Here is a 26126-nt window from a genome sequence, read left to right as displayed (position 1 = left end):
GGATTTTTCAGGATCGCTTGCAGCGATCCTGAAAAAATAGATATAGCATTAATTGCGTCATAAATAATAATCAATTACTCCGTAATCACAGATATAGAGCTTCTCTATTACGTAATAAATAATATTGCTTTGCCCTATATATTTAAGGCGGTTATATTTACGCTAATTTGATGATTAATTTAGTTTTGTTTACTATGGGGCTGACTGTCTAGTCAGCCCATTTTTTGAGCAATAGTCTGTGCAGCAATATAGCCACTACTCCATGCATGCTGGAAGTTGAACCCACCTGTAATGCCATCTACATCCATTACTTCACCGCCAAAGAACAATTGCGGCAATAATTTACTTTCCATCGTATTCGGATCGATCTCTGATAATTTGATGCCCCCACAGGTAACAAATTCTTCTTTGAACGTGGTCTTCCCTTTTACAGGGCATTCCATGGCCACCAGTTGTTTGATGAGTTTATTCTGTTCCTTTGAAGGCACATCGGCCCAGCGGGCGTCTTCGGCAATGCCTGACTGCTCCAGCATAAATTGCCATAAGCGTTGGGGCAGGCCAAAAGGATTTTTGTTGTAGATCTTTTGTCCGCCCAGTTCGAATCGCAGGCTTTGCAGGTCCTCCCGCAGGCTGTTTTCATTGTGATCCGGCAGCCAGTTGATAACAGCGGTAAACTGGTAGTTAAGATCTGCCAGTTCTCTTGCCCCCCAGGCAGAGGTCCGTAAAATAGCGGGCCCGCTCAACCCCCAGTGGGTGATGAGCACAGGGCCCTGTTCCTGTAGCTTAGTGCCTGCAATCTTCACAGCGGCGATAGCGCTGACACCCATGAGTGAGATAATTGGATTGCCCGGCATATTGAAAGTAAAGAGCGACGGCAAAGGAGGAACGATTTCGTGACCGGTTTCCTGCAACCATCCAAACTTATCAGCCTGAGGATACCCTCCAGCCGCTACAAATACAAACTTTGCTTCGATAGGTGCTTCGTCCTGCAACAGCACTTTCCAGCCATCGGAGGTTTGTTCCAGGCCGCTTACAGCCGTGTTGGTTCTGATCTGCACCCTGTATTTATCTGCTTCCTTCAGGAGACAATCGATGATGGTCTGGGAACTATCTGTAACCGGAAACATACGTCCATCGGGTTCTGCCTTGAGCGAAACGCCTCTTTCCTGAAACCACTGGATGGTGTCAGGCACAAAAAAATGCCCAAAAGACTTCTTCACAAAATGCTGTCCTCTTGGATAACGCTTTGACATATATAATATATCGGGGGCATTATGCGTGACATTGCACCTGCCGCCGCCGGATACTTTTACTTTGGAAAGCAGCTTGCCACTCTTTTCTAACAGGATGACTTCCAGTGATTTTGCCATTCTGGCGGCATTTACCGCACAGAAGAAACCAGCTGCCCCACCCCCAATAACTACTAATCTATTGTCTTTCATTTATTTATACCTGATCGTTAAACTGATATTTTCTTAACCATTTTCGGCCTGCAATATCCTAAGAAAGTTTATAACAATTTAGTTTATAAAACACTAGCCGTATTTTTTGTATATGTTATTTTTTCATATTATTTTGCATATTATATTTTTGTATACTATATTGTCGCAAATAAGTTTCCACATGCAATCTGTGAAATCTAAAACTAATCGCTTAAAGTGGTTGTTCCCATTATGTCTGATGGGTATTACAGCAGCCCTTGCATTTTATCCCGCCGATGAATGGCAGGATAAAATTACGCAAGCCCTTGAACAGTACAGCAAACGCTTTCCCCAGGAAAAAGTTTATCTGCAGGTAGACAAAGATTACTACGGTGCTGGTGAAACCATCTGGTTTAAGGCCTATGTACTGTTGCAAGGCCAGCCTTCTCTCTCTGCAACGAACCTATATGTAGAATTAATCGATAAGAGTGGGAAGATTGTTCAAAAGAAACTTATTTCTATAGGTGGTGCTACTGGTTCAGGTGCGTTTGTAGTTCCGGAAACCATGCCGCCGGGTCAATACCAGATCCGTGCTTATACTGCCTGGATGCTGAACTTTGATGCAGAGTTCTTGTTCTACAAGGACATCGAAATCTTTGATCCGGCTCACCCGGGCCAATTGCCGGTTAAACCGGTTGGCAATGACTTTTCTGTTCAATTTTTCCCTGAAGGCGGTAATGCGATCGTAGGTGTGGGCGGTCGTATTGCATTCAAGGCGATTAATGATCAGGGTTACCCTATCGAAGTGAATGGTATCGTACAGAACCTGAAAGGGGAAACAGTTACATTACTGAAAACAACGCGCGACGGTATGGGCATGTTTGACCTGACCCCTGCAGCCGGTGAAACTTACAAGGCAATCGTTCAAACCAGCAAAGGACAACAAAAAACGGTACTGCTGCCACAATTAAAGACAGCGGGTGTGGGACTTAAAATATTCAATAAAGGTACACGTATCTTCTATCAGACTTTGCCGGCTACGAAAGATAATCCTATATATAACAATATGTTGGTTGTAGCACAGATGCAACAACACGTGATATATAAAGCCAAGCTGAATTCAGCTGAAGGCCAGTTGAGCGGCTTCATTCCTACTGCCAACCTGCCATCAGGTATCGTACAGTTCACCATCTTCACTGCAGATGGTATGCCAATCGCAGAGCGTCTGGCATTTGTACGTAAACCTGATCAGCTGCAACTGACTTTACAGAATTTAAAGATCAACAATCAGCCAAGACAGAAGAATGTACTGGAAGTAAAAGTGCCTGATACCATGCTGACCAGCCTGTCTGTATCTATCACTGATGCGGACAATGTGGTGATCAGCGATGATCAGAACAACATCCTCTCTAACCTGCTGATGACTTCTGATCTGAAAGGGTATATCGCCAATCCGGCTCAGTACTTCAGAGATATGGATCCTGCTACCCTGCAGGGCCTGGACCTGGTGATGATGACGAATGGATGGAGAAGGTTTACATGGGAAAAAATTCTGCACAACTACCTGCCAGAAATCAAGTATCCTTATGAACAGGGACTGCTGCTGAAAGGTATCGCAACCATCAACAAGGGTACTGCTCCACTGTCAAATGGTAAAGTGGATTTCATCCTGAAACAGCCTGTTGATACTTCTACCGCATTCTCTTCTGTTACTACGAATGATAAAGGTGAATTTGCCATAGACCGTCTGCAGTTCGTAGATACCATCAACGTATTCTATCGTGCAAACGATCCGAATAAAGCCTGGAAAGACGTGAACGTGAAGTTTGAGAATCATTTCTTCGAGACGCAGTCTTCTGCTAACATGCCTTATCCTTTCAGAGAGCCACAGCCTATTGAAAACACTGTGCTGAACAGCTTCCTGAATACAGTAAATGAAAACAATGCAGTAACACGTTCTATACAGCAGAAACCAATCTTCCTGCAGGAGTATAACGTAAAGGATAAACGTCTGAGCAGAACCGAAGTAGTAGAACAACGTTATGCTACCGGTATGTTTAACGCGGGTGATGGTTATTCATTTGACCTGACCAAGTCTGAAAACGGTGCAATCAACATCTTCCAGTACCTGCAGTCCAAAGTACCGGGTCTGACGATCAATACAACAGATCCTACTACCCCGGCTATGCAATGGCGTGGTGGTGCACCGGTACTGTTCCTGAATGAAATGCCGACGAGTGTGGCAATGCTGAATAACATCAACATCCAGGATGTGGCGTTCATCAAGGTATTGCGTCCGACTTTCGTAGGTGGTTTTGGGGGTAGCAGTGGTGCGATTGCGGTGTACCTGAGACGTGGTGGTGATAGCAAGTCAGACGTAGATACACATGGATTTGAAAAATATCGCAAGGCAGGTTATGATATCGTAAAAGAATTCTATGCACCTGATTATACTGTACGTAAAGAGATCCATATATTGCAGGATAAGCGACTGACACTGTACTGGAATCCAAACCTGGTAGCAGATACCCTGACGCATACAGCACGTATTTCTTTCTACAATAATGACTTTACAAGAAGATTCAGAGTTGTGGTAGAAGGTATGGCTGAAGATGGAACACTGGGTCGTGTGGAACAATTGTATTAATAAGTAGTATACAAATAAATAGAAAGGGTGCGTCTCAAAGTTTTGAGACGCACCCTTTTTTTCTGACAATGGGTTTCATTCCCCGTTGGTAAATTCTCTCTTTCATGAAGGTTTTTATTCGGATACCTCTGATGGAGAGAATTTTCGTATATGCAATTCTCATGGCCTTCCTGTTACTTAGGATACATCCTCTTTTCATTGAAAATAGGTTTCATGCCTGTTGGTGAATTCCCGCTTTCATGAATGTTTTATTCAGATACCTAATGGGTCCGGGTTTCTATTTGGTTGATTCCAAGAGGTTTTAACCAGGATACAACTTCTTTTTTGTAGCTGTCTGCAGGGAATTTTGTTATATTTATTGCGTATCGTTTCGTAAATACAATCTTCCCGGAATGCAACACATGCCATCTATCGCCATAGATATGGACGAAACCATCGCAGATCCCATTACAAAAGCCCGCTCCTGGTATTACCGGGACTACGGCACCATCTTTACAGAAGACCAGCTCAGGGGTAAATCTATCTCTGAAGCCGTACCACCTGAACACAAAGGCATCATCCACCAATATCTCAATACCCCTGGTTTCTTTCGTGACCTCCCCGTATACCCGGATGCTCAAAGGGTGATCGAAGAACTGAACAAAAAATACAAAGTATACATCGTCTCTGCCGCCATGGAATTTCCGAATTCCCTGATGGACAAGATCAGCTGGCTGCAGGACCACTTCCCCTTCCTCACCTGGCGGCAGTACTGCCTGTGTGGCGACAAAAGCCTGGTACAAACGGATTACATGATCGATGACCTGATCAGGAACTTCCAGTTCTTCAAAGGCACCCCCCTGCTCTTTACAGGACCTCATAATATCCATATCGAAGGGTATAACCGTATATTAAACTGGGAAGACGCGGCCGCGAAATTACTCTGACCGGCATCATTCCTGTAACAGGATATCACATAAACAGCTAATTATTATCTGATGATCAGAAAGGGACTATTATTGTTACTGCCCATCCTGGGCCTCTATTGGAATACAAGCTATGGACAGCACCTCAAAGCGGGATTTGACCCCAAAGAATATGCAGACATGCTCGCTATCTGCTTCCTTAACGCAGATACCCCGTGGACCAAAAAGATACCACCCCCGGAGGACTCCAAACTCATTTACCGCTCCAAAGAAACAGGTTTACACAATCGCTGGGACCTCTGGACCTACCATGGCAATGTGGCCGTGATCAGCATCCGGGGCACGGTGGGCAACAAAGAATCCTGGCTGGAAAACTTCCATGCCGGCATGATCCCCGCCATTGGTTCCTTTCAGCTGAACGATAGCACTCACTTCAACTACCGCTTTGCCAAAGACAGTAATGCATATGTACATGCGGGTTGGACACTGGCCCTGGCCTCAATGGCAGGCGATATCGTGGCAAAGATCAAAGACTGCTACCGGCAAGGCATACATGATTTCATCCTCACAGGACATAGCCAGGGTGCTGCGATCACCTTCCTGCTCCGTTCCTATCTTGCATACATAGACGATCCGGCTTTCCCAAAAGATATTACCATCAAAACCTATAGCAGTGCTGCTCCCAAACCGGGGAATTTATACTATGCGTACGACTATGACTTTGTGACGCGCAATGGCTGGGGATTCAGAATTGTCAATACGCGTGACTGGGTACCGGAAGCCCCTTTTTCCTTGCAGACCACCCGCGATTTCAATAGCCCGAATCCTTTCCAGTATGTAAAAAAGTCACTGCGAAAACAATCGCTGCCTGTAAGAATTGTGCTGAGTTATATGTATGGCAGACTGGATAACAGCAGTAAAAAGGCTAGCCGGCGCATGCAAAGAGTTTTGGGCAAACGGCTATATGGTATGGTGAAAAAAACATTGCCTCAATATAAGATGCCGCCTTTTGTAGGCAGCCATAATTACGCCCCTGCCGGCGTACCGATCATACTCGCTCCCACAGCGGATTACGACACGCAATTCCCCTTCGATGGCAAGAACATTTTTCTACATCATGCCTACGATCCGTACCGCTATTTGCTGGAAGCAGACTACCTGAAATGATCATATTAAACCGTACAGAATCAAATCAAACCGCTTAACACGGAATTAACTAAGCACTTAACTTCGGATTAACCAGGTTCAATGTTTTTAAGCGGTATGTTTGTGTCGATAAAAGCAAAAGCACGTTGTCCTTTACTTCCATGTTCCTGCTACCATGCGCAGGGTAGCAGGACTTGGGGGTTAGGGGTTAAGATTGTCATGTGAATTAACTTATTGTATTATTATATAGGGGGAACACATCGGGATTCATGTTATCCGGAATCAAAAACCAACTAAAAAAAAGGGGCTGCCTGCTGGGAGCCCCTTTTTGATGTGTATGGTGCGAAGGTTAGTTCTTTAATTTAAAATAGCCCTTCAATGCAGGTTACCTTTCGATGCGGGTTACCCTTCAATGTAGGTTCCCTTTCAATGTAGGTGCCCCTTCAATGCAGATTAATCCTTTAATTTATGAAGGAAGGTGCTGAGTTTAAATAGCAGTTCATCCTGCAGACCGGCTCTCAGCTTTGCTTCTTCATCGGTAATACCGAGTTTACGCATCCGCTGGTAATAGCCATAGGAGCCTCCAATCAGATCCAGGCATTCCTGGATCTTTTGTTTTACTTCTACTTCTTTACTCTTCTTTTCAAATTCCTTTTTTGAGAGGATTTTGTGCAGGTAGAATACGCTATCTCTTGGTTCTACCCATTGCTGTCCACGCTTGTGCTGGGGTTTATAGACTTCCAGGTAGCAATTGTCCAGTGTGAGTACATCGCCCAGTTCTGTCCGAAGATCGATTACAGGGGGGTGTTGTTTACTCTTTTTCAGCAGACCGCTGATCTGAGCCCCTTTTTCGCCGGCACTGACCAGTACCATGTGCAGGGCAGCCATTTCCATGCTAATGGTGATCTTGGTAAACCGGCTGCCAGCTTTCAGTTTGCCGATCAGGCTTGGATTGGCATGCTCATCAAATACGATATCTTCCACCAGAATTTTGCTAACCATGCGGTAGTTAGGGGTATAGCCTTCTGTATCAGGGGTTTCCTTTTTAGAGGCTTTTACCTTTTCCTGGCGGCGTACGGACTGCAGGTAATCGTCCATCATGCGGAGGTCCTGCATGCGGAGGCGATTGTACAGCTCGTGATGGGTGTAGTTGACAACATTGTTCAGCGAGAGCAGGTCATCCCATACATCGCCGTGCTGTGCTTTTTTCAGTTCTTCCAGCACTTCTTCGGCTGGCATATTACGACGATATAATATTTCCGAGATCAGGAAGATCGAAAAGTCATTGACCGGGTATCCCAGTTCCGGCAACAGATCATAGGGGCTGCGTTTTTGATCGGCAGCCTGTTGTAACTGATCGAGGTCAGACACCACCGGGGCCAGCAGATATCTGCGGGCTGCCGCTCTCAGCTTCTTACTCACATAATCAAGCAGCTGATCGCTCAGCTGACGATGACTGGCAAAGTCATGCAATATCTGCACAAAACGCTTTGATGTAGGCAAGCCGAACTGTAGTAGAATATCATTTTCCATCTCCAGCACAACTGCACCACCGGCCTCTTCCCTGCCGGCCTTCGTCCGCAAATCCGGTTGCTGACAACGCTGATAGTACTCCTGTAATTTCAGTTTTAGCTTATCCATATGTTTTTATCGATTAGGTAAAAATTAATACACATACCTCTCCTGGACCAGTTCGCATGACAATGCCATATGACAAATGTCCATGTCCCGGTTTTCGGATACAAATAGTTGTTTTACAACGAATTAAATAATGGGAGTAGTATTGTGAATTAAATGGGAGAATGCAAATCTAACCTTTTTTGGTATTGGAGCCAAATGAGTAAACGGCTCAAAATATTTTTCGTGTGAGTCTGCTTGTAAAACAAAAAGAATCAACTATTTTGGACACCCGGGCGAACTAATATCAATAGCATATAAATTATTTTTTATATTTTGCCTGCCGGAAGTATTTCCATGCCAAAAAGACGAATCATGTGAGACCTATAGAGCGAACAAATTAAGGCGGAATACCACAACAAGATCAGAAACAATTACAAACAATCTATAAACAGCGCATGACTAACAAGCCTACTGATTTTACCTGGAGTACGGATCCTAATCCGCACCATGTGAGAGTTAGACAAATCCTTAAAGAACACCCGGAGATGAGGGAACTCGTAGGAAAAAATCCATACACCATATTCCTGATTCTTGGGCTCGTAGGTGCACAGGTTGCCATTTCATACTGGGTAAATGATCATTCCTGGTGGATGGTATTTGGCGCAGCCTACCTGGTGGGTGCATTCATCAGCCATGCCCTGTGGGTAATGATTCATGAGTCCAGCCACGGTCTTATCTTCAAAGGTAAATTACCCAATATGCTGGCTGGTATGATTGCCAACCTGCCACATATCTTTGCCAGCTCTGCCTCTTTCCAGAAATATCACCTGAAGCACCACGCTTACCAGGGTGAACATGACCTGGATGCGGATTTGCCTGATTTCTGGGAAGCCCGTCTGGTAAGCAACAACCCACTGAGCAAAATGATGTGGTTCCTGTTCTTCCCGGTATTCCAGGTAACCCGTACTGCCCGTTTGAACATCGAACTGTTTGACCGTTGGGTGGTATTGAACTGGGTGATTCAGCTGACTTTTGATATAGCTATTATTGCGCTGATCGGTCCAAAGGCGTTTGTATTTATGCTGGCCAGCTTCTTCTTCTCAGTAGGTTTACATCCGCTGGGTGCACGCTGGATACAGGAACACTACCTGACACTGGATCCTGTACAGGAAACGTATAGCTATTATGGTCCGCTGAATAAAGTAGCGTTCAATGTAGGATATCATAATGAACACCATGATTTCCCTTCCATTCCATGGAACAAACTGCCTCAGATTAAATCAAAGGCACCGGCTTATTATGATTCATTGCTGTCACATCAGTCATGGTCTAAGCTGATATGGTTGTTTATTTTCAATCCAAAGCTTTCATTGTATTCAAGAGTGTTGAGGAAGGAGAAAGTGAAGATTGTGAAAGAGAAAGAAGAACAGGTATCTCTTTAAATAAAAAAGTGATATATATATAATAAGGGAGTGTATCAAAAGTATGATAAACTCCCTTATTATTTTGACAAATCTCAGCGTCTCTTTTAATATTTCCCAGCTATCTCAAATAAATACCACGCCGCATCCGGCAACCATTACTCCGCCCATCTCCAGTCATAATCCTTCCTGGTCGTCGCTACGATATATTGAAGTCTATATCCGCCATATCCTCCAAACTTCAGATACAGTTTTTATAATTATCAAAGTGTTAAGTAAAGAATACATGAATGAATGGATGACTTTTATTGGCGAATTGCTTTTGAACCTCCTGCAGAGAATTTGACTGAATCACATAAAATCTTAATAATATATAGCGTTAGAAAAGACTACAAGAATATGTGGTTTTGCATAACCCGCCAGGTCGTAACTTGTAATGGATTCCCATAACCCTCGGGAAATATTTTCATCCTGTTAAGATATGCCTGATCAAAAGAAAAATGATGCTGGTAAAATGAGTGGATTCAAGATCTACGCCAATATGATTATCCAGCATGCAGACATTCCCAAAAAGACGATTATCTTTAATACGATAGTATCTGGCCTTGTTAATGCAATTTTATTATCCACACTAAACAGTGCGGCCAATTCGGCAGGAGAAGGTACCGTAAATATCCGCTACCTGGTAGCCTTTGGCATTGCGCTACTTATCTTTTTCATTACTAAAAGATATATCCTGCGGCGGTCTGTTGAGATAGTCGAGAACTCCGTATATAGCCTCAGGTTGCGAATACTGAATAAACTGCGGCAATGTGATTTGTCATCCATGGAATCTATCGGGAAGGATCAGATCTTTACACGTGTTTCCAACGACACCAACTTCATTTCTCAATCAGCGGCAATGATCATCAATGGCTTTCAGGCAGCCATACTTGTTTTCTTTGCATTAATTTACATTGCGATCCTTTCTGTCACCGCTTTCCTGGTTACCATCCTTGTGCTTGTGGTAGCTGTCTCCTATTATTTCAGAAGACAAAAAGATGTAAATGAGGCAATGATGCTAACCAATAGAAATGAAGCCGCGTTCTATGATCATATAGAGAACCTCGTGGAAGGATTTAAGGAAATAAAAATAAGTTCATTAAAAAATGAACAATTATATTTTGATATTAAACAAACTGCACTGGAAGGAAAAGATAACAAAGTAAAAAACGGTTTACACTTTGCAGTAGGATTCATGTTTTCTGAAATGGTATTTTATTTATTACTGGCATGTGTGGTATTTATGCTCCCGCAATTCCTTACATTGTATGCCGGCACCCTCACCCGCCTTACAGCATCTATCCTGTTCATTATAGGACCGCTGGAAAATATTGTCACCACGATTCCCCTGTTCATTAAAGCTATCCACGCTACTAAGAACATACAACAACTGGAAAACAAGATTCAATCATTACGGAATCATGATATCACTCAAAAGAAACAACCACTCCCTCCTTTTGAGGAGCTGAGGCTGGAGAAAGTTTGTTATGAATATATAGATGAAGAAAACCAATCTTCCTTTTCTTTAGGCCCTATCGATCTTGTTTTAAAGAAAGGAGAACTCGTATGTATTGTAGGTGGTAACGGAAGTGGGAAATCAACTATGCTAAAAGTACTTACCAATCTCTATCATCCCAGCTCCGGCCGGATACTTTATAATGGAAAAGATATTTCTCTTTATGACGATGAAGAATACAGGTCCGTTTTCTCAGCTATTTTTACAGATTTCCATCTGTTTCCAAAGATATATGGTGTGAAAGACCTCAATGAAGAAAAAGTAAATGAGTATATCAACTTGATGGCACTTTCACATAAAACACATTTCCAGGGATTAAATTTCAGCAATGTAAGATTATCCACCGGACAGCGGAAACGGCTCGCCTTAATATGTGTGTTGCTGGAAGATAACCCTGTTATGATCCTGGATGAGGTAACAGCGGACCAGGATCCTGAGTTTAAAAAGTTCTATTACCTAGAAATACTATCCTCCCTGCGTCAAAAAGGGAAGACGGTTATGATGGTTTCTCATGATGATAAATATGCAGAACAATTCGATAGGATTATAGAAATGGAATATGGTAAAATTATTTCAAAATAGTCAATCGATATGTATCAGCACTTTTCTCAATTATCCAATATCAACGAGGTGCTACTGCAGCGTACCTTGTTATCAAACCAGAAAATTGTTTTTGTTTCAGGCACTAAACAGGAGGAGGTAGTTACGCATCGACAGTTTGTGCAGGAAGCACAGCTTTTACTAGGATATTTTACAGCAAACGGCATTCGTAAAGGAGACGAGCTGATTATCCAGCTGGAGGATAATAAAAAATATCTTATAGCACTTATCGCCTGCATCCTGGGCGGTATTATTGCCGTTCCACTGGCGACCGGTTCCCAGCACGAACACAAGCAAAAGATCAGGAATGCCTGGCAGATCATGCACAAACCATTTCTGTTTACCAATAAAGCTACAGCTACCAGGCTGGCCCAATATTTTACTGATCATCATGAAGCAGATAAAATATGGTGGCAGCAAATTCAGCCATCCCTGCTTTTCTGGCCGGATGAATTTGAAGAAACAACAAACACCATAAATACAAGTGCGGCACCGGATGAAACAGCTTACCTGCAGTTTTCCTCCGGCTCTACGGGTAATCCGAAAGGGGTAATGATGTCTCATTCCAACGTGTTACATAATACAGATGCAATACTGACGCTTTCAGGCGGTACCCCGGCTGACCATACAATTATTTGCTGGCTTCCACTTACGCACGACATGGGGCTGATAGGCTGTTTTTTCACGGCCATACTGGGAGGCCTCAATCTTGTAGTAATCCCTACCACATTGTTTATCCGTAACCCCCTGATCTGGATGGAAAAAACCCACCAGCACAGGGCAACAATCAGCTATTCCCCGAATTTCGGCTTTAAATACTTCCTCCAGGAATATAAGGCAAGAGAACACAATCCTGATTGGGATCTCAGTTGTATGAAAGTGATCTATAATGGAGCAGAACAAATATCCAAACCTATTGTAGATGATTTCGCCGCATCACTGAAAGACCAACACCTCGGTACCGTAATACGACCTTCTTATGGTCTGGCAGAAGCCACCCTGATCGTTAGTTCTCACAGACTGCAGGCTCCCATCATTTCTGTATTTGCTAACAGGTTAAGTATAAAAGAAGGCTGTGCCGTTGAATTTGTAACGGAAACAACTGAAAACTCACTGGAAATCGTAGCCTGCGGTAAAGCCGTTAACTATGCAAGCTTCAGGATCTGTGATGAAAAACACCAGGTATTAAGTGATGGATGGGTTGGACAGATTGAGTTGAAAGGCCAGGCTATAACAGCGGGTTATTATAAATGCCCCGACGATCAACTGTTTTCGCCTGATGGATGGATAATGACAGGTGATTCCGGATTTATTCATGATGGAGACCTGTACGTTGTAGGAAGACAAAAAGAAGTTATTATTATTAACGGCCTTAACTATTATCCTTATGATATGGAACGGGTGCTGGATAGCGAAAACAACCAGGCTTTCTCCATTACCAAAACAGCTGCCGTTGGCGTGCCGGATGAAACAAACAGTGAAGCCCTCGTTATTTTTGTACAATCCAGGCTACCGGAAGAACAATTCCTTCCCATTGCAGCAGAAGCCAGGAATATTATCCTGCAACATTTCGGATTAATTGTAAAAGATGTAGTGCAGATAGGCCGTATCCCGAAAACAACCAGTGGTAAACTGCAACGCACTAAACTGGCAGATGAATATATTGCGCAGAAAAAAGTACCCCATGCTCCACCCGTTCATAAAAAATATCTGCCACTGCTGAAGGAACAGATATCCGCATTATGCAATATGCAGGATATACCATATGATCTGCCATTGACAGATCTAGGATTTGATTCGTTGAAAAGCACCGAACTGATAAACAGGCTAAACAACATCACCGGGCTTTCACTCAGACCTACCATCGTATTTGAATATACCACCATTTATAAACTGGCGGAATACCTCGAAAACATTACACAAAACAATATCGTATCCTCACCGGTAAAGCCGGCAACCTTTGAACCGGTTGCTATTATCGGTATGAACGGAATCTTCCCCGGAAATGCTGATAATCCTGAAAAATTATGGGAGATGCTGATGAATGGCATTGACCCCGTAGCAGAAATACCGGCAGCAAGATGGAATGTGGAGCAGTTTAAACCCGGGAAACAAAAAGGACAGGGCAACATGCTGACCAACCTGGGAAGTTATACCTCCCATCCGGAACTATTTGATGCCGGCTTCTTTGGTATATCTCCAAAGGAGGCAGTATCTATGGATCCCCAGCAACGGATGCTACTTGAAACGACTTTCCTTGCCCTGGAAAACGCAGGATATACCCTTCCCGAAATCCGCAATACAGATACCGGCGTTTTCGTGGGACTGAGTCATAGTGAATATGTACGCGCACATATGTATGCAGACAATCCGGAAAAGATTGATCCCTACTCACTCACAGGTACAATGACCAGCACTGCGGCAGGCCGGTTGTCTTATTTCTTTGACCTCAGTGGTCCCGCAATTGTGATCAATACCGCCTGTTCCTCTTCTCTCGTAGCAGTACATTATGCCTGTCAAAGCCTGCAATCAGGAGATTGTTCGATGGCCCTTGCCGGCGGTGTAAACCTCATCCTCACACCGGAAACCACCATTGCACTTTCAGAAATACAGGCATTGGCTGCTGACGGAAGGTGTAAAACATTTGATGCAGATGCTGACGGGTACGGACGTGGAGAAGGTTGTGCCATGATTGTACTCAAACGGCTGGATAAAGCACTTGAAGATGGTGATACAATATCAGGGATCATCAGAAGCTCTGCTGTGAACCAGGATGGGAAAAGTAACGGCCTTACTGCCCCTAACGTTGTTGCACAGCGGCAGTTACTCAGCAAAGCCATCCAGACAGCAGGAATCGATCCGGAAGAAGTCAGTTATATCGAAACACATGGCACCGGTACTCCACTTGGCGATCCATTGGAAGTACAGGCCATCCTGGAGACCTATAAACCCGGACAGCGAAAACACCCCCTCCTTATTGGCAGCCTGAAATCCAACATCGGCCATCTGGAGGCGGCAGCTGGTATTGCCGCAATGGTAAAAGTCCTGTTATCATTCAAACACGGAATCCTACCACCTGATTTACATTTCAACAAACCTAACCCGCTTATACCCTGGGAAACAGGTAATATAAAAGTAGTCAATGAACCCACAGACTGGCCCGCCGGCAAAAAAAAGATGGCAGGAATCAGTTCCTTTGGTTTCAGCGGCACAAATGCCCATCTGATAATTGAATCCCCTGAGCTAATTACCTCCGTACCACCTGTCAGAAGCAGTTACATATGCACGTTATCTGCACACACACCGGATACATTGCAGGAGATGGTTGACATATTACTTTCTGCCCTGGAGCAGGAACAGGATAGTATTGGTGAATGCTGTTATAATTTAAACAGGAGAAACCACCTGCTGGCCTACCACTGGTATTGTGTTGCAGATAACAAAACACAACTGTTGAGTGCATTAAAAACATTTGAGGCCAGTCAGGTACACAAAACAAAACAGCTACAACCACTGCTGGCTTTCCAGTTTACCGGGCAGGGTTCTCAATATTCCGGCATGGGAAAAGAACTATATGAAGCTTATCCCGTATTCAGAAATGTTTTAGACGAATGCGACCGGATCTATCGTTTATGCAATAACGGAATATCCATTACAGAGATCATTTTAAAGGATGACCCGGAAAAACGGATAGATCAGACGCGGTTTACACAACCAGCTCTTTTCTGCCTGTCCTACGCATTGTCTGCTCTTTATAAAAGCTTTGGTATTACGCCATCCATCGTACTTGGCCACAGCATTGGTGAAATTGCCGCCTCCTGCATGGCCGGACTATTTTCCCTGGAAAGTGGCATTCAACTCGTGAGTGAAAGAGCACGCCTGATGCAGGAATTACCGGCAGGTGGCGGTATGCTTTCATTACAGATACCTGAAGCAAAAGCCAGGGAACTGATAGCTGCACAAAACTTTCAGTTACATATTGCCGGTGTGAATACCGCGGAGCAAACCGTCGTTTCAGGAACAACAGATCAACTGGAAAAACTGAGGGTATACATGAAGCAACAGGATATTCTTTGCTTTCCGTTGAATGTATCCCATGCCTTCCACTCACCTCTCATGCAGCCAGCTGCAATATCTTTACTTGAAACAACAAAACACATCCCTTTTCATACAACCACCATTCCTGTTATTTCAAATATAACAGGGCAACTACTTACTACAGAACAACAAGCCGATCCTGCCTACTGGTCTGAACATATGCTACAACCGGTAAGATATTTGGATTCCCTTCAAACATTACAGGAAACCGGGTGTACGATCTGCCTGGAAATTGGCCCCCACCCCATATTAACCAATATGGTGAAAGGGTTACCAATGCAAACAACGGATGCTGTTCCTTCACTCAAAAAAGGGAAGTCTGCCGTAAAACAATTCCTTGAAAGCCTGGCACTACTTCAACAATCCGGCATACAGGTTAACTGGAAAACCGGGGAACCCGGATTTCAGTTACGTCAGCAGGCAGTAATAACTTATCCCTTTCTGAAACAAGCATACTGGTTGCCGTTGACGATGGGAAGATCCCAGGCATCCCCCCTACCGGTTAAACATATTTCTGAAAACCAGAACATACTGGAAGTTATTTATTCACCGGTAACAGCCTTACTACCGGAAGAGCAGACAACCATCACTTCGATGCTGATATTGTATGATGAACTAAAGGCAACTGCTCTCAACTGGCGCCGCCAGCTCTACATACAGGGTATTACCGCGGTTACAGCCCACATTTCAGCTATTCCTGTCATACCTGCAGGTACCACAGTCTGCTATCTGTCCAACCCTTTTGATGAAGAGTTACCACTCATCAGTGAGCAGGAAGTATTGAATATGCTGCCCCTGATAGAAAAGATCAGTCATACAAACAACTCACGATTGATCATTGTTACCAATAATGTACACCAGGAAAATACACTTGTCAATCTCAGCGGCAGCATGTTATGGGGTTTCTTTCTTTCCCTGAAAACTGAGCTGGATTACCTGCCGGTGAGCATCATTGATGTAAATGAACTGAATTACGAACCCGCGTTTACAGCTATTTCCAAACATCTTATTCAACTGGGATTACAACTGGTTATCAGGGATGGTAAATGGTTCGTACCAACTATGCAGTCAGTGTCTGTAAATAAACCACAAAAAGAACTGATCATACAGGCAGGCAAAGCATACCTTGTTACAGGTGGAATGGGCAGTATCGGTAAACAGGTAGTAACCTGGCTGATACAGAAAGGTGCTACAAATATTGTAATTACCGGCAGAAGCACCTTATCGGATATACAACATCAACAGTTGCAACTATGGCAAAGTAAAGGATGTATCATTACTTATCTTTGTTGTGATATCAGTGACCAGGAACAATTTGCCCGGTTATTGGCAGCAACCTCTATTCCTCCTATTACAGGCGTGATTCATACAGCAGGTGTCTTAAGCGATAAATTACTGATCTCACATACACCCGAAAGCTTTACACCGGTATTTCCGGGGAAAGTACAGGGTGCCTGGAATATACACCGGTTAAGTAAAGACTGGCAACTGGATTTCTTCATACTCTTTTCTTCCACAGTGTCCTTGCTAGGTAATACAGGACAAAGCAATTATGCTGCTGCTAATTACTTCCTGAATGCATTGGCCTGTTACCGCAGGGAAAGACAACTCCCCTGCACAAGTATCTGCTGGGGCCCATGGCAGCATTCTGCTATGACTGCCGGACTCACTGCACAATTTGAACAACTTGGTATCCGTTCTTTTGAAGGCCCCGAAGCCCTGCAATCAATGGAAAGTATAATCAATGCAGCTCCCGTATATGCCATTATTGATGTACTACCGGCAACAGCAACACAATCCTTTCCCGGATGGCTGCACCCATACATTCCTGCTCATTGGGTGACCATTAAAAAGGAAGCATCCACAACATATATAATACCCACGGACAAAGCCGGTATGCGCAAGCTGCTGGAGGAAACTGCCAGGGAGATACTTGGATTAAGAGCGGATGAATACCTCAATACAGACAGACCATATTTTGAAACAGGTTTTGATTCCCTGATGCTGAATAAATTTAAAAACAGTATTACCGCTACAACAGGTATTCAAATCCCGATATCACATTTTTTTCAATATCCGTCACTATCATCACTTGCAGATCATCTGTTCAAAGATTTAACTATTACGCCGGTATCCCTGATTGAAGAAATCAGCCGGATTTCAGATGAAGAAATAGCCCACCTATTAAACGCATATACCGTATAATGAAAAAATACTACGTAGGTTTATCCAGCACCTTTCATGATTCTTCTATTGCAATTCTGAATGACCAGGGAACAGTGCTTTTTGCAGAAGCAACAGAAAGAAAATTACAATATAAACGGGGATTAAGTTGTCCTGCAGATAACTTTGATATAGGCCGCATACTGAAGAAATATTGTGATAAAGATGCTTCGTTTGTTATTGCAACTTCCTGGAGTGAGGATTACCTGCAATTACTGAACAGGATGGAAAGGATGAACTTTTTTTCTGAAAAATCACTCACTAATCCCAAATTGCAGCTACCTTCAAAATATATCTTTCCCAAGGCGTCTATTTATACTATCCTGAAACTGCAACATCAATATCTGAAAAATGCCGGAACAGGTAGCCTGCTGGCGATTCAACAACAATTTTCCGGCAGTGCTGTGAGCTTCAGGAGTTATCCGCATCATCATACACATGCAGCATATGCCTGTTACAGTAGTCCTTATGAAGATGCTGCATGTGCAATTATAGACGGTTATGGAGAAGGTGGTTCTATCTCTCTTTTTCATTATCAGAACGACCAGTTGAAAGAAGTGAGCCTGCATAAAGGTCCTCAAAGCCTCGGATGGATTTACGAGATGATTACCACCTTGTGTGGTTTTGACTGGTTTACCGGTGAGGAATGGAAAGTGATGGGGCTTGCACCTTACGGCAATATTATTCCGGAGGCGCATAGCTTATTGAAAGAACTCTGCTGGTACGACAATAAGCGATTACATTATCCGGATGATGAAAAAATCATCACTATTACCAGCAAACTACAGGCATTTAAACGTTTACCGGAAAGTAGTCCCTGGTCAGCAGCAGACCTGGCTTTTACAGGACAAACATTTTTTGCAGAGCTGACAACGCTGCTGCTGAAAGACCTTGAATCCATGAAACTTTCTTCCAACCTTGTAATTGGAGGAGGATGCGGATTAAACTCGTCCTTTAACGGAACGGTCACTTCACAAACCGGGTTTGCCCGGTTGTTTGTGCCCTCCGCACCGGCTGATGATGGCAATTCCATTGGAGCTGCCATGCTAGCCTTAAAAGAGGATAACCCCGCCATTCGCTTGGGCAGCAAACCTTTCTTCTCTCCTTACCTGGGTTCTGTTATACAGGAAGATGCCATTAAAAGAATGTTACAGCTGGGAAATATCAGTAAGATCAGACACCTCCCACTGAGTATTCACAAAGAAACAGCTGTTAAACTGGCAGAAGGCAAGCTGGTGGCATGGGTACAGGGACGCGCAGAATTCGGACCACGATCCCTGGGAAACCGTAGTATACTCGCCGATCCAAGGCCGGCAGACATGAAAAACCGCATTAATTCGAATGTGAAGTTCAGGGAAGAATTCAGACCATTTGCTCCTTCCATACTTCATGAATATGGACATGATTATTTTGAGAACTATGAGGAAACACCTTATATGGAACGTACCCTGATATTCAAAGAAGCAGTGAAAGCAAAAATACCGGCGGTAGTACATGCGAATCATACCGGTCGCCTGCAGACAGTAAAAAAGGAGTGGAACAGTGCTTATTATAAATTGATTAAATCATTTTACGATATTACTGGTGTACCTATCGTATTAAATACAAGTCTCAATATCATGGGCAAACCCATCCTGCATTCCCTGGAAGATGCCATCGGCATGTTTTATACTACAGGACTGGATGTGTTGGTGGTAAATGATTATATGATTGAAAAATAATCAAACTATCCTTTTTTACCAGCCCCAATGGCGGGCTGGTAAAAAGAATAGTTTTAAATGGATATGTTATTAAAGACTTCCCGGTATACCGCAAGATTCAGTTGCAGATAATCCGGATCCAGCATAGCGGCATGTGAACCATAACCATTGTAAACTATTACCCTGCCTGCAGTTATTTCCTGCCAGGCCTGCTGCCGTTCTGTATTATGCCTGTTTTCAACAGAACTGATATAATAGATATCTGCATTAATATAACCACTATCACAAAGCTGGTGGATAAACCTGGCAGAATTTTCAATATGCCTGCGCATCATTCCTTTTGTCGCCACACTGCTGTTTAGTACCATGGCTCTTGGATCTGCCAGATATTCATCAGCAATCTGACGGATCGTTTGTTCATCTATAGGTGAAGCTTGTATAAATCTCCTGGAGTCAAGAAATACCAGGGCTTTTACAATTCTTCCGGCAGCTTCCAAAGCGGAGGTTACATGATAACTCAAACTGCCTCCTGCAGAAAAGCCACAGAATACCAGCTCTCCTTCTGGTTGTAATAACTGTACAATAGCTGCCATCTCCGCAATCGTATCGCCTTCAATAAAGTTAATGCCGATCACCCGGAAATCATCCAGATAGGTTGCCAATCCTTTAAAGCCAATCGCATATCCTACAGCCGGCGGAAAAAAGAAAACCGTTTTATCCGGGTTACCGTCCTTCAATATTACATAACCGGATTCTACTTTACTTTTAGTTCCGGAAATATATTGCCTGATCGTATCTGCAAAATCTTTCAGTACTGGGTCATGATACAACTGAATAACCGGTAATAGAATGTCATATTTTTTTTGAACAGCACTGATGATCCGGAATGCCTTAAGGCTGTGTCCCCCGATTTCAAAGAAATTGTCGGCTGTTGAAACCTGTATGCCCAGTTCACTTTCCCATAATTCAACCAGGTAAGATTCCAGGTCATCCTGGGGGGGGATATTCACGGTGCCATACATAGTGTTTACAGGAGAAGGTAACTTTTCCCGGTCAACTTTTCCATTGCTGGTTAGTGGAATTTTCTCAACAGGAATATAATATGGAGGGATAAAATGTGCAGGTAAAGTTGCTGCCAGGAACAACCGGAGTTCACTGGCCGTTACCACCTGATCCTTAAATACAATATAGGCTACCAATGCCGGCATTCCCATTACGTTTACCGCAATAACACAAGCCTCCCTGATAGCGGCATGTTCCTGTAAGCGGCAAACAATTTCACCAGGTTCTATGCGATAACCACGAATCTTCACCTGGTTGTCTATTCTCCCCAAAAATTCGATATTTCCATCCGGCATCCATCTGCCCATGTCTCCGCTTTTATATATTTTTCCTATGCCGGTTATTGGATCAGGTATAAATTTCTGACTGGTCAGTGCGTCTTTTTTATAATAACCCGCAGATACACCATCCCCTCCCACCAGTATTTCACCCGGTACTCCTGCTGCACAAAGCTGCATCTGTTTGTTAACGATATATACGGTTACTCCTGGTAGTGGTTTACCGATACAGGACTCTCCGCCGGCATGCAGGATTTCCTGATCGGTTACCTGGTGCCATGTAACATGCACTGTTGTTTCGGTAATACCATAGAGGTTGTAAAGTGCTACCTTATCATGTCCTTTGATGGATAACCAGCTGCGTAATTTAACGAAGTCCAGGATGTCTCCTCCAAATATAACCAAACGAAGTGCTGTATTTTCCAGTGTCGCTGTTGTGCTGATCATAATTTCCGTCAGCTGATAAAAGGAAGCCGGTGTCTGGTTAAGTACAGTTACACCTTTGTTTATGATGAGATCAAGGAATGTGGTACCATCTCTTACCTGTTCCCTGCCCGGAATATATAATGAGCCACCATTTACCAGTGCACCAAATATTTCCCATACAGAAAAATCAAATGCGGGGGAATGCGCCATCATCCATTTATCTGCTGCTGAGAAATTGAAACACGCTTTCTGCTGCAGAAACAGATGACTCAGATTGCGGTGCATTACCTGGCAGCCCTTAGGCTTTCCGGTAGAGCCGGAAGTATAGATGATATAAGCAATATCGTCTCCGTATATATCAGGAAATACTGCATCACTATTATGCCCAGGCAAATCTTCCATCAGTATGAGCGGGAAAAGTTGTTCCGTCTGATCCTCAATAAATCCTGCTCTACTGATAATGACCTTCACTTCGCTATCGGATGCGATATACATTTTACGTTCCGGAGGATATTCCACATCTACCGGCACATAAGCAGCCCCTGCCTGTAATACTGCAAGAATAGCAATCACAAAATCCGCAGAAGGTGGCAGGCAAATCAGTACCCGGTCTCCTTTCCTGATCTGATGGGTTTTTATCAGCCATCCGGATAGGCGGGTTGCTTTTTGCATCATTTCAGAATAGGAGAGTATTTCTTTTTCATCTTCAAGTGCGGTCTTATGAGCATGAATCCGTGATATATTATCAATGGCTGTCAACAGGTTAATAGCCGGATTAAAATCACCGGCAGATTGTCCTGCTTTTATCAATGCTGCGCGTTCTCCAGCAGATAGCATATCCAGTTTTGCAACCGGCAGGTTATCAGGAGCAATGATGGCCTCCATTATATGCAGCAGGTTAGACGCTGTTTTTTCTATCAGTGCATCTGTATAGCGATGACGGTTATACATAAAACTGATCATGAAGTTTTCTCCAGGATAAATCACAACGGCCAGCGGATATCCTACCTGCCCAAATCCTTCTTTGGAAGTGATTGTTATTTCAGATTCGTCTACAGTACCAAGCGGATAATTCTCAAACACCATCACATGATCCAGTAAATCTTTTTTAAGTGCACTACACGACTGAATTTCTGCCAGTGAAAGATGCTGGTGCGCCTGTATTGAAGACAGGTAATTCCTTATGCCGGAGAATAATTCGCTGATACTGGTGTATTCATCCCAACGAATACGGATAGGCAGTGTATTAATAAAAAGGCCTAACAGGTCTTCCATCCCTTCCATATCTGCCGGCCTGCCGGAAACTGTTACTCCAAACACGACATCTGCCGTATTGTTATATTTCCCTAATAATATCCCCCAGGCCACCTGCATGAATGTACTGGGCGTAATTTTATGCTGACGACAGAATAACGCTATTTTACCGGTAAGTACTTCCGGTACTGTTAACGTATATTCAGCCCGGTCATATACCGTGCTGGTAACACTTCGGTTGGTGGCGGGCAGTGCTGCCACCGTTGTATAATCTTCCAGGTATTTTTTCCAGAATGAAAGTGATGCGGTATTATCTGCAACTCCTTTCCACTCCAGGAAGCGGGTAAAGGAGGTATACTTTTTCCACACAGGTGTAACACCTTTACACAATGCTTCATAACATTCCATCATCTGCTGCACAATAATCTGGAAGCACCAGCCATCCATGATGATATGATGATAGGACCATAACAATTGTGATTTCCCCTCCTGCAGAAATAGGGTAGCCCTGAGCAAAGGACCTGCTGTAAGGTCAAATCCTTCATTGATCCAGGCTGTTTTTGTGTGGCTAACCTGTTCTTCACTGTACTGCTGTAAGTCCACGATGTTCAGCACAGGTGCATGACCATCAGCAATTGTGCAGTAAAGTCTGAAATTTTCATCTTCTGCAAAACGGAGCCGCAGGATATCAAAATGTAATACTGCTTCCTGAACGGCCCTTTGCAGATGATGCGGTTGAATGTTTCCCGTTATTTCAAAATGCCTGATTATATTATTGGCAGCAGAGCCGGGAAATGCTTTATAATGGAAATACATGGCTTCCTGCATCGGCAATAATGCATAACGCCTCTTCTCAGGTTTCAGAAAAGCAGCAAGCGCCTGCACATTGGTATATTCAAAGATATCAGACAACTGGCATTTCAGTCCCTTTTTATTTAACCTGGCTATTATCTGAATAGCTTTAATAGAATCTCCGCCTGATTCAAAAAAATCACTTGATGCTACAATAGTAAGCCCCAGTATTTCAGACCAGGTGGTTGCTATCAGCGTTTCTGTTTCATTCATAACAGCATTGCTACCAGCTACTTTATTGATTACCAGGTAAGGATCCGGCAATGCTGTATAATCCACCTTACCATTCGCAGTAACCGGTAATGTATTTATCCTCACAAAGAAAACAGGGAGCATATAATCCGGTAGTGTTTCAGATAGCTTTTTACGCCATAACTGGCTATCAATTTCTGTCGGGGATAAATAGTAACAAACAAGTTCTTCTCCAAATGACCGGGAAGGAATCAGCTTCAAAAAGATGTCCGTAACACCCTGCTGCTGTAATGCCCTTTTTATCTCTTCCAGCTCAACCCTATGCCCGTGTATCTTAACCTGTCCATCTTTTCTTCCATCCAGGAAAACTGTTCCATTCCCCATCAGGTAACCGGTATCCCCCGTATGGTATACACGTATCGTTTTTCCATTCAGTACGATGTTCCTGAATTTCTCCTGGTTCAGATCGTCCCTTTTATAATATCCTTTGGCCACCCCTGCTCCTGCAATAAGTATTTCACCTTTTTCACCGGGTACACAAAAGCGCCCCTCATCATTCACAATATATACTTCATTTCCACTTACAGGCTTTCCTACAACAGGTTTATTTCCGAAAGACACCAGGGCTTCCGGAGTAATGAGATGAAAGAGCGTACCAATTGTTGTTTCAGTAGGACCATAGTGGTTCACAAAAGAGATGTCCTTTTTGATCCGGGAAAAGCGGGTAAGACCGGCTGTATCAATTTTTTCTCCTCCTGAAAAGATTAGTCGCAAAGCGGAACCTGCCAGTTCTTTTATATTCTCCGCCTGTAATAACAAATAAAATACGGATGGTGTAAGTTTTAGAAAAGTAATTTCCTTCTCCCGGATATAAGAGACCATCCATTCTGCTTGCTGCCGGTGTGCTGCTGGAACGATATGAATGGCAGCACCTGCCGTTAAACACCCCCATAAACTTGTATAGCCAAGATCATATGCATAGGATGCCTGCAGAATACTCTGATCTGTTTGGGTAATATGAAATGTCTGTTGCAGCCAGTTGGTATAATTCAGCAAATTTGCGCCTGTAATCATTACTCCCTTTGGTTTTCCTGTAGTACCGGAAGTATAGATCATATAAGCTGTTTCTGTGCCGTTAAAATCACAAACAGGTAATGGTAACCCATGATCCTGACAAAGCCCGGACAGGGCTGTTACTGATAAGTGAGGCATTTCCTGTATATCTGAAATAATACATTTTACAGCTACATCCGCCAGTATATGCTGTATCCTGGCAGGAGGATTACCACTGTCCAGGGGAACATAAGCAGCACCTGCTTTCATTACTGCCAGCAGCGCAACCGGCAGCCACTGATTTTCATTCATCATTACGCCTACAAAATCGCCTGCTTTTACATCGTGCCTGTGCACCAGAGAAGCTGCTGCCAGATCAGAATAACGGTTCAATTCATCATAAGTAAGATCGCCCGACAAAGAGCGCACAGCCATATTTCCCGGCACCCGGGCAGCAACAGCACGGAAGACATCCACAACATGAAGGAAAGGTGCAGGTGCGACTTCCCTTCCGGCAGCTACCTGTTCAGCAAAGGTCTGACGAAACAATGCGGTGCGTCCTGCCAGGCCTGCATGTTCATGTAATACGGATACGTACAGGCTCAACATCAACCGGATATCTTCCTCCCTGAAATAATCAGGATTATACCAGTATGAAATTTCCACAGACTTTTCCTGTTCTATGATCTGGCATTTCAATTTTTCTCCCTGTATCCATTGAAATACTGTTTCTAAAATATTATTGGTATGAATGTACCCAAACTGATAATCATATATTTTATCAGAGGTAGTGTATAACTGAAACGTTTTAATATTTTGGAGGTTATGATCCACATATTGAAAAAGATCAGGCTGGTCTTTTTTAATGGTAAAGGGCAATACCTTACTCAATAAGCCTATCGTGGAACTTAATTCATCAAATTCTCTTCCATAACATTCCAGGCCAACAGAAAATAATTCACTATCCGTCAGTAACTGCAATACTTCCAGGAAGGCCCCCAAAAAGATGGTTTCAGGAGTGATGCCTGTATGATTTGCTTTATCATACAATTGCTTGCATAACCGGAGAGGAAGGGACGTTGTACAGACTTCCGGCTGGCCAGCCTGCTTTACGGAAGGAGTTTCATTACGCAATATCAGTTCACCATGAAGGTGTTGGCGATTCCAGAAAGTAAGTGCTTCTGTGGCATCATCACTATCCAGTAACTGGCATTGCCATTCTGCATATTGCAGGTAGCCGATCCCCTCTTCTTCCTGGTGATCTTCTTCCAGCATATGCAGCAGCTGTTCCTGTAAAACCATCAGGCTGACTACATCTGCAGCCAGCGGATTCGCTTCCAGCAGGATCATGGTACCACCGGCAATCTCCTGCATGGATATGTACAGCTGAAACGATTGACCGTTATTTTCAGGCGACTGCCGTTGTGTAAATAGTACTTTCGTTTCACCACTCATGGATTGTAACCATTCTCCCTCATCACTTTCCTTTAGTATCAATCGAAAAATATCATACCTGTTCAACAGCGAAATAAATGTATCCTGAATATGTTGTTTTGTATAATGACCGGCAACTGAAAAAGACAATTTACTATAGTTAAAACCTGATGGGGAGGATAACAACAGGGATTGCTGCTGGGGAGATAATCTGTAGGTAAGTGCAGTAGTCATAA

The 26126-nt window shown here is 43.5% G+C and carries 10 protein-coding genes; 7 read left to right on the top strand and 3 right to left on the bottom strand.

Translation table 11 applies throughout. From position 1 onward, the window contains the following. Positions 1–212: 212 nt before the first annotated feature. A complete protein-coding gene (locus SIO70_RS15370) occupies positions 213–1442 on the bottom strand; it encodes an NAD(P)/FAD-dependent oxidoreductase (RefSeq protein WP_320581735.1) in 1230 nt (409 codons plus the stop codon). 181 nt (positions 1443–1623) lie between these two features. Between SIO70_RS15370 and SIO70_RS15365 the strand changes: the two genes are divergently transcribed. From SIO70_RS15365 to SIO70_RS15355, 3 genes are all read left to right on the top strand, one after another. Then, positions 1624–4068, top strand: a complete 2445-nt coding sequence (locus SIO70_RS15365) for an MG2 domain-containing protein (RefSeq protein WP_320581734.1) — start codon at positions 1624–1626, stop codon at positions 4066–4068. Positions 4069–4460: 392 nt separating this feature from the next. After that, positions 4461–4994: a 5' nucleotidase, NT5C type gene (locus SIO70_RS15360; protein WP_220388819.1), complete on the top strand. Its 534-nt coding sequence runs from the start codon at positions 4461–4463 to the stop codon at positions 4992–4994. A gap of 51 nt (positions 4995–5045) precedes the next feature. Continuing rightward, positions 5046–6140, top strand: a complete 1095-nt coding sequence (locus tag SIO70_RS15355; RefSeq protein ID WP_320581733.1) for a lipase family protein — start codon at positions 5046–5048, stop codon at positions 6138–6140. 432 nt (positions 6141–6572) lie between these two features. Here SIO70_RS15355 and SIO70_RS15350 read toward each other — a convergent pair whose 3' ends face one another. Further along, a complete protein-coding gene (locus SIO70_RS15350; protein WP_320581732.1) occupies positions 6573–7760 on the bottom strand; it encodes a hypothetical protein in 1188 nt (395 codons plus the stop codon). A gap of 434 nt (positions 7761–8194) precedes the next feature. On the opposite strand from SIO70_RS15350, the gene SIO70_RS15345 reads away from it, so the two are divergent. The 4 genes from SIO70_RS15345 (at position 8195) to SIO70_RS15330 (ending at position 19360) form a co-directional block, all read left to right on the top strand. Next, positions 8195–9181, top strand: coding sequence for a fatty acid desaturase (locus SIO70_RS15345; RefSeq protein ID WP_320581731.1), 987 nt, complete (start codon positions 8195–8197; stop codon positions 9179–9181). A 460-nt stretch (positions 9182–9641) separates the two neighbouring features. After that, a complete protein-coding gene (locus SIO70_RS15340; RefSeq protein WP_320581730.1) occupies positions 9642–11300 on the top strand; it encodes a cyclic peptide export ABC transporter in 1659 nt (552 codons plus the stop codon). A gap of 9 nt (positions 11301–11309) precedes the next feature. Then, positions 11310–17621, top strand: a complete 6312-nt coding sequence (locus tag SIO70_RS15335) for an SDR family NAD(P)-dependent oxidoreductase (RefSeq protein ID WP_320581729.1) — start codon at positions 11310–11312, stop codon at positions 17619–17621. Continuing rightward, positions 17621–19360 (top strand): carbamoyltransferase, encoded by a 1740-nt coding sequence (locus tag SIO70_RS15330; protein WP_320581728.1) that lies wholly within the window; start codon positions 17621–17623, stop codon positions 19358–19360. The genes SIO70_RS15335 and SIO70_RS15330 overlap by 1 nt, the downstream gene beginning before the upstream one ends. Before the next feature lie 53 nt (positions 19361–19413). On the opposite strand, the gene SIO70_RS15325 is transcribed toward SIO70_RS15330, so the two are convergent. Next, positions 19414–26124, bottom strand: a complete 6711-nt coding sequence (locus SIO70_RS15325) for a non-ribosomal peptide synthetase (RefSeq protein ID WP_320581727.1) — start codon at positions 26122–26124, stop codon at positions 19414–19416. Positions 26125–26126 lie beyond the last annotated feature (2 nt).

The sequence above is a fragment of the Chitinophaga sancti genome, from assembly GCF_034087045.1.
GTDB classification, from domain to species: domain Bacteria; phylum Bacteroidota; class Bacteroidia; order Chitinophagales; family Chitinophagaceae; genus Chitinophaga; species Chitinophaga sancti_B.
The sequence above is the reverse complement of the archived record's forward strand: the minus strand, read 5'-3'. Positions and strand labels throughout refer to the sequence as shown.